Source organism: Streptomyces sp. NPDC001157 (assembly GCF_053598255.1).
In genome coordinates, this window is record NZ_JBSFJW010000008.1 from 329,820 (window position 1) to 342,885 (window position 13,066).

Annotated in this window: 10 protein-coding genes and 1 riboswitch; of the genes, 4 read left to right on the forward strand and 6 right to left on the reverse strand. The window is 67.9% G+C overall.

Going from position 1 to position 13,066, the window contains the following annotated elements:
* The first annotated feature begins 215 nt into the window (after window positions 1-215).
* Together ACWDAG_RS18290 and ACWDAG_RS18295 are read left to right on the forward strand one after the other, a co-directional pair.
* Entirely contained in the window at window positions 216-785 is a 570-nt protein-coding gene (locus tag ACWDAG_RS18290; protein ID WP_450696603.1) for a hypothetical protein, read from the forward strand.
* A 323-nt stretch (window positions 786-1,108) separates the two neighbouring features.
* A complete protein-coding gene (locus ACWDAG_RS18295) occupies window positions 1,109-4,210 on the forward strand; it encodes an RICIN domain-containing protein (RefSeq protein ID WP_450696604.1) in 3,102 nt (1,033 codons plus the stop codon).
* On the opposite strand, the gene ACWDAG_RS18300 is transcribed toward ACWDAG_RS18295, so the two are convergent.
* The 6 genes from ACWDAG_RS18300 to thrC all read right to left on the reverse strand — a co-directional run bounded on the left by ACWDAG_RS18300 (window position 4,197) and on the right by thrC (window position 10,217).
* Window positions 4,197-4,457: a hypothetical protein gene (locus ACWDAG_RS18300; protein ID WP_450696605.1), complete on the reverse strand. Its 261-nt coding sequence runs from the start codon at window positions 4,455-4,457 to the stop codon at window positions 4,197-4,199. The genes ACWDAG_RS18295 and ACWDAG_RS18300 overlap by 14 nt on opposite strands.
* A gap of 95 nt (window positions 4,458-4,552) precedes the next feature.
* A complete protein-coding gene (locus ACWDAG_RS18305) occupies window positions 4,553-5,671 on the reverse strand; it encodes an NADH:flavin oxidoreductase (protein ID WP_450696606.1) in 1,119 nt (372 codons plus the stop codon).
* Between the two features lie 218 nt (window positions 5,672-5,889).
* A complete protein-coding gene (gene groL, locus ACWDAG_RS18310) occupies window positions 5,890-7,512 on the reverse strand; it encodes a chaperonin GroEL (protein WP_450696607.1) in 1,623 nt (540 codons plus the stop codon).
* A 371-nt stretch (window positions 7,513-7,883) separates the two neighbouring features.
* Entirely contained in the window at window positions 7,884-8,090 is a 207-nt protein-coding gene (locus tag ACWDAG_RS18315) for a cold-shock protein (RefSeq protein WP_019057200.1), read from the reverse strand.
* A 451-nt stretch (window positions 8,091-8,541) separates the two neighbouring features.
* A complete protein-coding gene (locus tag ACWDAG_RS18320) occupies window positions 8,542-8,817 on the reverse strand; it encodes a MoaD/ThiS family protein (protein ID WP_030941262.1) in 276 nt (91 codons plus the stop codon).
* Window positions 8,818-8,930: 113 nt separating this feature from the next.
* Window positions 8,931-10,217 (reverse strand): threonine synthase, encoded by a 1,287-nt coding sequence (thrC, locus tag ACWDAG_RS18325; protein WP_450696608.1) that lies wholly within the window; start codon window positions 10,215-10,217, stop codon window positions 8,931-8,933.
* Window positions 10,218-10,235: 18 nt separating this feature from the next.
* A riboswitch (SAM riboswitch) is annotated at window positions 10,236-10,392 on the reverse strand.
* Window positions 10,393-10,550: 158 nt separating this feature from the next.
* Between thrC and ACWDAG_RS18330 the strand changes: the two genes are divergently transcribed.
* Window positions 10,551-11,495, forward strand: a complete 945-nt coding sequence (locus ACWDAG_RS18330) for a glucosyl-3-phosphoglycerate synthase (protein ID WP_450696609.1) — start codon at window positions 10,551-10,553, stop codon at window positions 11,493-11,495.
* Window positions 11,496-11,590: 95 nt separating this feature from the next.
* Window positions 11,591-12,982, forward strand: coding sequence for an alpha,alpha-trehalose-phosphate synthase (UDP-forming) (locus tag ACWDAG_RS18335; protein ID WP_450696610.1), 1,392 nt, complete (start codon window positions 11,591-11,593; stop codon window positions 12,980-12,982).
* The last annotated feature ends 84 nt before the right edge of the window (window positions 12,983-13,066 follow it).

Sequence of the window (13,066 nt, forward strand, 5' to 3'; positions counted from 1 at the left end):
CATCCGCAGACCACGGCCATGGGCCCGAAGAAGATCCAGCCATTCGAATAAGCGGGGCAGGCGAACCGCACATAGCTGCCGTACGCGGCGTCCGCCCCCATGGCCAGCGCTCTGCCACGCTCCCGCTTACCCTTGCCCATGACGCCTCCCCGCGTTCTTGAGGGATGTTGCCCACCCTGAGCCCCCGAGCAACGGAAGGACCGGGCCGACCGACCATGAACCACGCCCAACTGACCGCCCTCGGCCGAGCCCTCCGCCTCCTGGGCGAGCACGGCGAATCCCTCACCGCCGACACCCCCGACGCCAGGCTTCACGAGGTCAAGGCCGACCTGAAGCGCGCCCTCGACCTCCTGCAAGAGAGCGTCACGTCCGCCGCGCCCGCCACCCGCTGCCCCGAGCATCCGAACGGCCCGGTCGACGAGAACGCCCACGACCTCTGCCTGCTCTGCGAGACCCGGCGCCGGGCGGCCCGCCGCGCCGAGTTCAACGGCGGCCCCGTGCCCCAGGCGTCCACCGAGACCGCCCCCTCCCGCTACGGCGTCAGCGCCGACCGCCCGCAGCCCCAGCAGCGCTGGCTGGCGGAGGCGTGGAACGGCCAGGCCTGGCATCTGTGCGGCACCCCGCGCCGGGACCGCCGCGAGGCCGAGCTGTACCTCGCCGCACAGCGCAGGGGCCCCCGCCCGGCGATGGCGTACCGGCTCGTGCACGAGTTCACCGACTACGAGGTGCTGCGCGTCTGGGGCACGCCGGTGAAGGTCGACATCGAGCCGTTGGGCAACCTCTAGGCATTACGACGCGGTGGATTGACGTTCCCGCACCGGCCCCGCTGCCCCGATGGGCAGCGGGGCCGGCTCGTTCGCGCTCCCGAAATGAGTAGTACTCATTTGGTGCTGAGATTACATGTCATCAGCCCCGAGGAGAGAAGGGGCCTATAGGGAGCTACCGGAAATAATCCCACTCAGGAGAGTATCGATGCGCTGCGTTCGTGAAATTAAGCCTGTGTAAACCCTTGACGGAGCCTGGCAATAGGGCGGCTAATTTCACCACGGAAATCGCCGAGCCGCGACGAGCGTCTGCTCGACCGTGCGAGCCACGAGGATGGACCAGGATGAAGCCCCTCCCCTCCGTCGTCCGCAAGGCGCCAGTGGCGCTTGCGGCGGCCGTCTCCGCCACGCTGCTGACCTCGCTCGCGGCGCCGCCCCCGGCCTCGGCCGCGACCCAGGCGACGTACTACGTCGCCCCCGACGGTGACGACTCCAACGCCGGCACGATCACGGCGCCGTTCAAGACCCTCCAGCACGCGCGGGACGTCGTGCGCAGGGTCAACGACAACATGACCGGGGACGTCAACGTCTATCTCCGCGGCGGCAACTACCCGGTCGGCAGCACCATCAACTTCACCTCGGCCGACTCGGGAACGAACGGCCACCATGTCGTGTACGCCGCCTACCAGAACGAGAAGCCGGTGCTGGACGGCGGCGTTCAGGTGTCCGGCTGGACCCAGCACAGCGGGAACATCTGGAAGGCCACCCTCAACCGCGACAACAAGCTCCGAGCGCTCTACGTCAACGGCAAGCGCGCCCAGATGGCCTCGAAGACGATCAACTCGGCCGGATGCTACGGGACCTACAGCGTCACGGCAGGCCAGGCTCCCTGGGCCTGGGAGTCGGGTTCGCAGTGCGACGGAGCCAAGTACAGCCTCTCCGATCTGCCGGCCATCGCCTCCAACCAGAACGACGTCGAGATCAAGTCGGTGACCACCTGGAACACGGCCATCGTCGGAGTCCGCCAGATCACCACGAGCTCGGACGGCGCCAATCGCGTGGCCCTGTTCCAGCAACCTGGCGCGGCCATGGCCCAGGGATCGGCGTACGCCGGCTTCGTCGCCGGCAGCGGCAGCCACACGATCATGAACGCGTTCGAGTTCCTGGATCAGCCGGGCGAGTTCTACTTCGACAAGATCACGCACACGGTCTACTACTACAAGTCCAGCTCCGATGACATGACGACGGCGCAGGTCTTCGCGCCGAACAATCTCTCCACCCTCATCCACGTCGCCGGCACGTCCACGACCGACCACGCGCGGAACATCACGTTCTCCGGGCTCACGATCGAGCACTCCGACTGGAACCTGGTCAACGTCGCGGGCTCCGTCTTCCGGCAGGGCCAGCAGGGCAACGCCAGCACCAACGTGTACGCCAGGAAGAACTTCCACGCGTACACCTACCGCAACGTCGACCTGCCGCCCGCGGCCGTCCAGATCGAGAACGCCGACGGGATCGTCCTGCAGGGCAACACGGTGCAGCACACCGGCGCCGACGGGATCACCATCGCCAACGACGTGACGGACACGCAGTTGACCGGCAACGTCACGAATGACATCGCCGGGTCCGCCATCACTGTGGGGCACCCCCAGCATGTGTACATCGGTGACCACACCTCGACGAACAACGAGAAGTACCCGGTGAACGTCGAAGGCCTCTGCAAGAACATCACCGTCACGGACAACTACCTCTACGACAGCGCGGTGCTGTTCGAGGGGTCCAGCCCGGTGTCGGCGTACTTCGTCGATTCCCTTTCCGTGCAGCACAACCGGATCGAGAAGTCCCCGTGGGCGGGCATCACGCTCGGCTGGGGTTGGTGGAACTTCGACGGTTCGACGAACTCCGTCAATCCCGGGAACCCGACCACCACGGCGAAGAACAACACCATCAAGTACAACCAGATCTTCGACACGATGCAGGTGCTCGGCGACTCCGCTCCCATCTACACGCTGGGCAGCCAGCCGGGAACGGAGATCAGCAACAACTACATCAAGGGCGTGCCGGCCGGCCACAAGTACGGCCTGCACCCCGATGAAGGCTCCGCCTTCATCAACGAGCACGACAACGTGCTCGACGTCGACCCGGGCGTGTACTTCGCCATCAACTCCGGCACCTGGGGCCGGCAGCACGACCTGAGCCTCACCAACAACTACGGCACCGTCAACAAGATCGCCGGCAGGAACGTCCCGAACAGCACGATCCAGGACGTGCGGGGCTACGGGGACAACGTGTGGCCGTCGCAGGCGTACGGCATAGCCCTGAACGCGGGTCTGGAGGACGCCTACAAGAACCTCGTCCCACAGAGCAGAGTGGCTCTCCAGGACTACACCCTGCCCGCGAGCACGTTCGCCGGTACGGGCGTGCTGACCGTTCCGGTGCGCAGCCCCAAGGACGCGACCAAGACGCTGTGGCTCGCTCCCGCCGGTACGACGACGTTCGCCGCCGGTCCCACCATGACCAGCGCGAGCGGCACCGCGACGAGCATCCGCGTCCCGCAGACGGCGGGTGACTACCGGCTCTACGTCGTGGACGCCCAGGGCAACGCGTCCCCCGCGTCGAAGGCGCTGGTGCGGCAGCGCTGGAGCCACGTCGACGACAAGGCCGCGGGTGTGACCTACTCCGGGACCTGGTCGAACTGGAACGACACGAAGGACATGAACGGGTCCGAGAAGTTCACGAGCACCGCGGGCAACTACGCCGAGTTCTCGTTCACCGGCACGGGCGTCCGGTACCTCAGCATGACGCAGCCCAACATGGGCAAGGTGGACGTCTACATCGACGGCACCCTGACCCAGGCGGGCATCGACGCCTACGCCCCGACGGTGACGAAGCAGGTGCCGCTGTTCGAGAAGACAAACCTGGCCGCGGGCCCGCACACGATCAAGGTGGTGTGCACGGGGACGAAGAACACCGCCGCCTCCAGCACCGTCTGCGCGCTGGACGCGTTCGCCTCCATCCAGTTCCCCGCGAAGAACGCCAACTACAAGGCGGTCAACAAGAGCAGCAACAAGGCCATCGATGTGTCAGGCGGATCTCTGACCGCCGGAGCCGACATCATCCAGTGGACCGACTCCGGAGCCGGGAACCAGAACTGGCGCTTCGTCCCGGTGGGTGACGGCAGTTACAAGGTCGTCAGCCGCAACAGTGCCCTGGTCATGGACGTCAGCGGTGCTTCCACCGCGGACGGCGCGTCCGTCATCCAGTCGTCCGACACCAACGCCGCGAACCAGCACTGGACACTGGTCGCCACCGGAACCGGCTACTACAAGATCAAGAACGTGAACAGCGGCAAGGTGCTCGACGTGTCCTCGGGAGGCACTCAGCTCGTCCAGACGACGGACACGGACGCCGACAGCCAGTTGTGGAAGGTGGTCAACGTGGACTGACCTGGTCCGCGAGGGAAGCAGCCCCGGCGTAGATCCGGCCGGTCACGGTGAGGGCGGTCGACCGCCTCGCCCAGGCGGGCCGGGTGTCTTCGGCGGAGGAGAGCTCGGGGCGCACGCGCAGGGTGTAGCGGGTCTCGGGCTCCAGCCCCGGGAGGCGTGCGGGCGCGCCGTTCTCGGCGACGTAGGTGGCCAGTTGGATGTGGGCGAGGACCTGCGACAGGAGCCCCTGACGTGCCGCCCGCGGCACGTCAGGGGCTCCTGGGCGTTACGACTTCGGCGTCGCCCCCGTCGGCTCCGCCGCCCCGGCGCCCACGACCAGGACCACCTTGAAGCCGTTCTCGGTCAGCTGAGCGTCTTGAGCGCCGCCGCGTCGTAGGGCTTCAGCTCGTCGAAGCGGTCACCCAGCACCTTCGCCGCCCACTCCGGGTCCTGGAGCAGGGCGCGGCCGACAGCGACAAGGTCGTACTCCTCCCGCTCCAGCCGATCCAGAAGATCATCGATCCCCCGGATCGGCGACCCCTCACCGGCAAACCCCCGGATGAAGTCCCCGTCGAGCCCGACCGAACCGACGGTGATGGTCGGCCTGCCCGTCAGCTTCTTCGTCCAGCCCGCGAGATTGAGGTCGGAGCCATCGAACTCAGGCAGCCAGTACCGCCGCGTGGAGGCATGGAACGCATCCACACCGGCCGCGGCCAACGGCGCGAGGATCGCCTCCAGTTCCTCCGGCGTCTCGGCGAGACGCGCGTCGTACGCCTCCTGCTTCCACTGCGAGTACCGGAACAGGATCGGGAACTCGGGCGAGACGGCCTCCCGCACGGCCGCCACGATCTCCGCCGCGAACTTCGTACGGGCCACGGGGTCGCCGCCGTAAGCGTCCGTACGGCGGTTGGTGCCGACCCACAGGAACTGGTCGAGCAGGTAGCCGTGCGCGCCGTGCAGTTCGACTCCGTCGAAGCCGATGCGCTCGGCGGCGACCGCGGACTCGACGAACGCGCCGATGACGGCGTCGATGTCGGCCTGGGTCATCGGGGTGGCGTCCTCGACGCCGGTGACGCGCAGACCGGAGGGGCCGTGCGAGGGGGCATCCGGGTAGGGGGCGTCGCCCTGGTTGCGGACCGTGCCTATGTGCCACAGCTGCGGAACGATCGTGCCGCCCGCCGCGTGCACCGCCTCGGCGACCTTCTGCCAGCCCGCGAGCTGCTCCTCGCCGTGGAACCGGGGGACGCGGTCGCTCTGGCCGGCCGACTCGTGGCCGACGTAGGTGCCCTCGGTGACGATCAGCCCGACGCCGGCGGCGGCCCGCCGGGCGTAGTACGACACCACGTCCTCGCCGGGGATGCCGCCCGGGGAGAACATGCGCGTCATGGGCGCCATGACGATGCGGTTGGGGACGGTCAGTCCGTTGATCGCGGTGGGGCGGGAAAGGATCTCGGCGGCGCGGGATGTGGCGGGGGCGGTCACGTGGGGTACTCCTCGTGGGCTGAGTTAACCGAGCGGTATGTGCGCACGCATGGTTGCACTGCCTTAAACAATCGCCTATGCGCCGTCTCACATTCCCGGGCGGACGGCGGCACCCGCGTGACCCCGGACACACCGAAGGGCGGCACCCCCTGCCGGAGCAGGAAGTGCCGCCCTCCGTAAGGACGTTGACCAACCGGAGGCCGAAGCCCCGAGGCGGATCAGAAGTCCATGTCACCGCCCGGCATACCGCCACCGGCAGGCGCGGCGGCCTTCTCCGGCTTGTCGGCGATGACGGCCTCGGTGGTGAGGAAGAGCGCGGCGATGGAGGCGGCGTTCTGCAGGGCAGAGCGCGTGACCTTCGCCGGGTCGATGATGCCTTCCTTGACCAGGTCGACGTACTCGCCGGTCGCGGCGTTGAGGCCGTGACCCGGGGTGAGGTTGCGGACCTTCTCCACCACGACGCCGCCCTCGAGGCCGGCGTTGACCGCGATCTGCTTCAGCGGGGCCTCGAGCGCGATGCGCACGGCGTTGGCGCCGGTCGCCTCGTCACCCTCCAGGTCCAGCTTCTCGAAGACCGAGGAGGCCTGGATGAGCGCGACGCCACCACCGGCGACGATGCCCTCCTCGACGGCGGCCTTCGCGTTGCGGACGGCGTCCTCGATGCGGTGCTTGCGCTCCTTGAGCTCCACCTCGGTGGCGGCACCGGCCTTGATGACCGCGACACCGCCGGCGAGCTTCGCCAGGCGCTCCTGCAGCTTCTCGCGGTCGTAGTCCGAGTCGCTGTTCTCGATCTCGGCGCGGATCTGGTTGACCCGGCCCTGCACCTGCTCCGTGGAGCCGGCGCCGTCGACGATGGTGGTCTCGTCCTTGGTGATGACCACCTTGCGGGCGCGGCCCAGCAGGTCGAGGGAGGTGTTCTCGAGCTTGAGACCGACCTCCTCGGAGATGACCTCGCCACCGGTGAGGATGGCGATGTCGTTCAGCATCGCCTTGCGGCGGTCGCCGAAGCCCGGGGCCTTGACCGCGACGGACTTGAAGGTGCCGCGGATCTTGTTGACGACCAGGGTCGACAGGGCCTCGCCCTCGACGTCCTCGGCGATGATCAGCAGCGGCTTGCCCGACTGCATGACCTTCTCCAGGAGCGGGAGCAGGTCCTTGACGGAAGCGATCTTGGAGTTGGCGATCAGGATGTACGGGTCGTCGAGCGACGCCTCCATCCGCTCCATGTCGGTGGCGAAGTACGCCGAGATGTAGCCCTTGTCGAAGCGCATACCCTCGGTGAGCTCCAGCTCCAGACCGAAGGTCTGGGACTCCTCGACGGTGATGACGCCTTCCTTGCCGACCTTGTCCATCGCCTCGGCGATGAGCTCGCCGATCTGGGTGTCGGCGGCGGAGATGGAGGCCGTCGAAGCGATCTGCTCCTTGGTCTCGACATCCTTCGCCTGCTCAAGGAGGGCACCGGAGACGGCCTCGACGGCCTTCTCGATACCGCGCTTGAGGGCCATCGGGTTGGCACCGGCGGCTACGTTGCGCAGGCCTTCCTTGACGAGGGCCTGGGCGAGAACGGTCGCGGTGGTCGTACCGTCACCGGCGACGTCGTCCGTCTTCTTGGCGACTTCCTTGACCAGCTCGGCGCCGATCTTCTCGTACGGGTCCTCGAGCTCGATCTCCTTGGCGATGGAGACACCATCGTTGGTGATCGTGGGGGCGCCCCACTTCTTCTCGAGGACGACGTTGCGGCCCTTGGGGCCGAGCGTCACCTTCACGGCGTCCGCGAGCTGGTTCATGCCGCGCTCGAGGCCGCGCCGCGCCTCCTCGTCGAACGCGATGATCTTGGCCATGTGAAGTGGTCCCTCCAGGACTGGGGGTGATTCCTTCGGACCGCGCCCGCGCCCGCGACGGACGGCTCGCACACCTCGTGGGTTCCTTCCCCACCCGGCCTGCGGGCCTCACCGACCCGGTCCTTCGTTGTCACTCTCACCTTCAGAGTGCTAACGCCAATGATTAGCACTCGCCCCCGTCGAGTGCAAGGTGCGCCCGCGGAGCGGGCTCGTTGAGGGGCGGTGGTCGAGCGACGGGCGGGCGCAGGCGGCTCTCGGGTACCGGGTGGGCCCGCCCAGGCCCCCGGACATGCCGAAGGGCCCGCCCCGTGAGGTGCGGACCCTTCGATCAAGAACAGAAGAACGTCGCTGCAGTTAACCCGGCGCGTGCTTCAGCTGGTCGCCAGACGGACCATGTCCGCCTGCGGCCCCTTCTGGCCCTGCGAGATCTCGAAATCGACCCGCTGACCCTCTTCCAGGGTGCGGTAGCCGTCCATCTGAATCGCACTGTAGTGGACGAAAACATCCGCACCACCGTCGACCGCGATGAAGCCGTACCCCTTCTCCGCGTTGAACCACTTGACGGTGCCCTGAGCCATGCCTAACTCCCCTATTACTGGCCCTTGCACAGATCCACACTTCGCGGATCCGGGTCAGACCTCACCCCCCACGGTTGGGGGCGTGCGCCGGAACGCGTCGACCGCGGCTGAATGTATCTGTCCAACTGCCGTCTGCAACAGGTCAATCGGACGAGAATTCCGGGCACGACCGGTCGGGAATTTACGGAGAATTCGCCTGAATTCAGGGCAAGTCGGGCCCCATAAATGGAGCATAAGACGCAAAAAACCTGCACACTTTGGCTACTTCTCGCTGCCGGAGAAGCAAGAACTCATATGCACGCGGCAAGCGGAGTCGAGCAGGTTCCCCAACTGTACCGCGCTCAACCATGCAGAATTGCCCCCTCCGCTTCTCTCGCGGAGGGGGCAATTCGATGAACTCTCGGTAATCAGCGTTACCGAAGGTAATAATCGGTCGTCCGACCTGTTTCGCTCAGCCTCCGGCCACGGCCGGAATGATCGAGACGCCCGCCCCGTCCGGAGTCGCCGTCTCCAGCCCCTGCTCGAACCGCACGTCGTCGTCGTTCACGTACACATTGACGAACCGGCGAAGCTTGCCCTGGTCGTCGAGAACGCGGGCGGCGATCCCGGTGTGGTTCTTCTCCAGATCGGCGATGACCTCGCCGAGGGTGCCGCCTTCGGCGGTGACCTCGGCCTGCCCGCCGGTGTAGGTGCGCAGGATGGTAGGGATACGAACGTTGACGCTCACGGTGAAACCTCCGGTCAGGGTGTGGCTTTCAAGGGGCTCGGGGCTGTGTCGATTTGCGGCTCCGCCGCGGGGCGCGACCAGCCCCCACCGGCCCGCAGACGAACAACTACCTGCTAGGCGAGCCCCGCCTCACGGAACGACTCAAGGCTCGGCCGAATCGTCGCGGTGAGCCCGGTGCCGGCCACCGCATCCAGCGTCTTCAGACCGTCACCGGTGTTCAGGACGACCGTCGTCAGGGTCGGGTCGAGGACACCGTTCTCGATCAGCTTGCGCGTCACGCCCACGGTCACGCCACCGGCGGTCTCCGCGAAGATCCCCTCGGTCCTGGCGAGCAGCCGAATGGCATCGACGATCTGCTCGTCGTTGACATCCTCCACCGCACCCCCGGTGCGCCGGGCAATGTCGAGCACATACGGCCCGTCCGCCGGGTTGCCGATGGCCAGCGACTTGGCGATCGTGTTCGGCTTCTGCGGCCGTACGACGTCGTGCCCCGCCTTGTACGCGACGGAAACAGGGCTGCACCCCTCGGCCTGCGCGCCGAAGATCTTGTACGGCTTGTCCTCGACGAGCCCGAGCTTGATCAGCTCCTGCAGACCCTTGTCGATCTTCGTGAGCTGGGAGCCGGAGGCGATCGGCACGACCAGCTGGTCCGGCAGCTGCCAGCCGAGCTGCTCGCAGATCTCGTACGCCAGGGTCTTGGAGCCCTCCGCGTAGTACGGCCGCAGGTTGACGTTGACGAAGCCCCAGCCCTCGCCGGCCGGGTCGCCGATCAGCTCGGAGCAGAAGCGGTTCACGTCGTCGTAGTTGCCGTCGATGCCGACGAGCTCGCCGCCGTAGACCGCGGCCATGACGACCTTGCCCTGCTCCAGGTCGTGCGGGATGAACACGCAGGACCGGAAGCCGGCGCGGGCGGCCGCGGCACCCACCGCACCGGCCAGGTTGCCGGTGGACGAGCAGGACAGGGTGGTGAAGCCGAAGGCGCGGGCGGCCTCGATGGCCTGGGCGACGACTCGGTCCTTGAAGGAGTGCGTCGGGTTGCCGGAGTCGTCCTTGACGTACAGACCGCCGGTCACGCCCAGCTCGCGGGCGAGGTTGTCGGCCCTGACGAGCTTGGTCCAGCCGGGGTTGATGTTCGGCTTGTCGGCCACGTCCGCCGGGACGGGCAGCAGGGGCGCGTAACGCCAGATGTTCGCGGGACCCGCCTCGATCTGCTTGCGGAGCTCCTCGGTGTCGTAGGCCGAGAAGTCGTAGGCGATCTCCAGCGGGCCGAAACACTCCTCGCAGGCGAAGACCGGGCCGAGGGGTACCCGGTGACCGCACTCGCGGCAGGAGAGCGCCGCGGCGGGACCGAGGTCGACGGTCGTGGGGTCGGTGGTGCTTGCAACAGTCTGCGCAGCCATGTGAGGCGAGGCCCTTTCTCCTCATCTTCCTCACGACGCATCTCGCCGTGAGACGGATTTGGCACCTTCCCTAGCCGGGAGCCTCGCGGAACGATCGGCATCGATCGGTACGAGACCGGCTGGAGGGTTGCCGGGGCTTCATCGGGCCGTATCCCTCTGCCCCTCTGGATGAGCGGTATGCGGTTGTAAACGCCGGACGAGCCCCGACATGCGATGGTCACCAGCGTTGTTCAAGACTGTAACCGAAGGCCAGGACAGTTGAGATAGTCGTCCGAACCGCGAGATGGATCACACGTTCCACGCTCGCCGAGAGAACGCAGAGGAGCCGCCTACGTGCTGGAAGAAGTCGAGCGCTGGCTGAGCACCCGCTCCTGGTCCCTGACCGATCGCCCTCTCCACAGGATCCTCGCCGCCAAACAGCGGTCGGGACAGTCGGTCAGCGTCGTGCTGCCCGCACTCAACGAGGAGGAGACGGTCGGCGAGATCGTCGCGATCATCCGTCACGACCTCATGCAGCAGGTTCCGCTCGTCGACGAGATCGTCGTCGTCGACTCCGGGTCCACCGACCGCACGTCCGAGGTCGCCGCGGCGGCCGGGGCCAGGGTCGTCCACCGTGACGACATCCTGCCCCGCATCCCGACCGTCCCCGGCAAGGGCGAGGTGCTGTGGCGCTCGCTCCTCGTCACCGACGGGGACATCGTCTGCTTCATCGATGCCGACCTGAAGGAGTTCTCCTCCGACTTCGTCTCCGGGATCGTCGGCCCGCTGCTCACCGACCCGGGGATCGACCTCGTCAAGGGCATGTACGACCGCCCGCTGGGCGGCGCCCAGGGCCAGGGCGGCCGGGTCACCGAGCTGATGGCACGCCCACTGCTGAACATGCACTGGCCGCAGCTGGCCGGCTTCGTGCAGCCGCTCGGCGGCGAGTACGCGGCCCGGCGCAGCCTGCTGGAACAGCTGCCGTTCCCCGTCGGGTACGGCGTCGAGCTGGGCATGCTGGTCGACGCCCTGCACCTGGTGGGCCTCGACGCGCTCGCCCAGGTGGACGTCGGGGTGCGCAAGCACCGCCACCAGGACGGGCAGGCGCTGGGCCGGATGTCCGCCGCGATCTACCGCACCGCACAGCTGAGGCTGGCCCGCGGCCATCTCATCCGTCCCTCCCTCACCCAGTTCGAACGGGGCGAGGACGGCTTCGAGCCGCGCACCTACTCCGTGGACACGGAGGAGCGGCCGCCGATGGTGGAGATCGCGGAGTACGCGTCGCGCAAGGTCGCCTGAGGCGGCGCGTTACGCGGTGCGGGCGGTGTATACGGTCCACCCGCAGAGCCCAGCCGTACGTTTGAGCGTTTCCGGGCCGGGCTAGGTTGAGGCGTATGGCTTCCACGCACTCCGCTGGTCATCAGGTGCTGGTCGCGTCCAATCGCGGCCCGGTCTCGTACGAAGTGCAGGAGGACGGCTCGCTGGCCGCCAGGCGCGGCGGCGGCGGGCTGGTCTCCGGCCTGTCCGCGATCGGGCCCGACGCGGACGCCCTGTGGGTGTGCTCGGCGCTGTCCGACGGCGACCGCGAGGCGGTACGGCGCGGGGTCGGCGAGGACGGTGTGCGGATGCTGGACATCCCGGCCGGTGTGCACGCCGACGCGTACAACGGCATCGCGAACTCCGTGCTGTGGTTCGTGCATCACATGCTGTACCAGACGCCGCTTGAGCCGGTCTTCGACGCGGAGTTCCGGCGGCAGTGGGCGTCGTACGAGACCTACAACCGCGCCTTCGCCGAGGCACTCGCCCAGGAGGCGGCCGAGGGCGCGGCGGTGCTGGTGCAGGACTACCACCTGTGTCTGGTGCCGGGGATGCTGCGGGAGGTGCGGCCGGACCTCAGGATCGGACACTTCTCGCACACTCCGTGGGCGCCGGTGGACTACTTCCGGATGCTGCCGGACGACATCGCCGAGCAGCTGCTGCGCGGCATGCTGGGCGCCGACCGGCTGGGCTTTCTGACCCGGCGCTGGGCGGACGCGTTCACTGCCTGCTGTACGGCGGTGGTGGGCGGCCTCGGGGACACGGAGATCGGCGTGCACGGCCTCGGCGCGGACGCGGACTTCCTGCGCAAGCGCTCGCACGAGACCGATGTGGCCGAGCGCATGGCCGCGCTGCGGGAGGAGATCGGCGCCGGCCGCAAAACGGTCGTACGGGTCGACCGCACCGAGCTGTCGAAGAACATCGTGCGCGGGCTGCTGGCGTACCGGCAGCTGCTGGAGGACCGCCCCGAGTGGCGGGAGCGGGTCGTGCACGTCGCGTTCGCCTACCCCTCCCGGCAGGACCTCGCCGTCTACCGCGACTACACGGCCGAGGTGCAGCGGGTGGCGGATGAGATCAACTCCCGCTTCGGGACGCCGGGTTGGACACCGGTCGTGCTGCACGTCAAGGACGACTTCGCGCGCTCGCTGGCCGCCTACCGGCTGGCCGACGTGGCCCTCGTCAACCCGATCCGGGACGGCATGAACCTGGTCGCGAAGGAGGTGCCGGTCGTCTCCGACGAGGGGTGCGTACTGGTGCTGTCGCGGGAGGCGGGGGCGTACGAGGAGCTGGCGGAGGATGCGCTGACGGTGAATCCGTACGACGTGATCGCTACGGCGGATGCGCTGCACGCCGCGTTGTGCCTGCCGGCGGCTGAGCGGGCCGAGCGCAGCAAGCGGCTCGCTGCTGCGGCTACGGCGTTGCCGCCGGCCCAGTGGTTCCTTGATCAGCTGGAGGCTTTGCGGGGGTGAGGTCTGGGGGCTGCCAACCACGGACAGGGCATCATCGCGGCGGTCGCCCTGCTGGCCGGCGGGGCGAGCGCGGCCGAACGGGAC

What these genes read in the sequence shown, in the direction of transcription:
- ACWDAG_RS18290 (WP_450696603.1), top strand. Translation starts at nt 216, where the DNA reads ATGAACCACGCCCAACTGACCGCCCTCGGCCGAGCCCTCCGCCTCCTG.
- ACWDAG_RS18295 (WP_450696604.1), top strand. Translation starts at nt 1,109, where the DNA reads ATGAAGCCCCTCCCCTCCGTCGTCCGCAAGGCGCCAGTGGCGCTTGCG.
- groL (WP_450696607.1), bottom strand. Translation starts at nt 7,512, where the DNA reads ATGGCCAAGATCATCGCGTTCGACGAGGAGGCGCGGCGCGGCCTCGAG.
- ACWDAG_RS18315 (WP_019057200.1), bottom strand. Translation starts at nt 8,090, where the DNA reads ATGGCTCAGGGCACCGTCAAGTGGTTCAACGCGGAGAAGGGGTACGGC.
- thrC (WP_450696608.1), bottom strand. Translation starts at nt 10,217, where the DNA reads ATGGCTGCGCAGACTGTTGCAAGCACCACCGACCCCACGACCGTCGAC.
- ACWDAG_RS18335 (WP_450696610.1), top strand. Translation starts at nt 11,591, where the DNA reads ATGGCTTCCACGCACTCCGCTGGTCATCAGGTGCTGGTCGCGTCCAAT.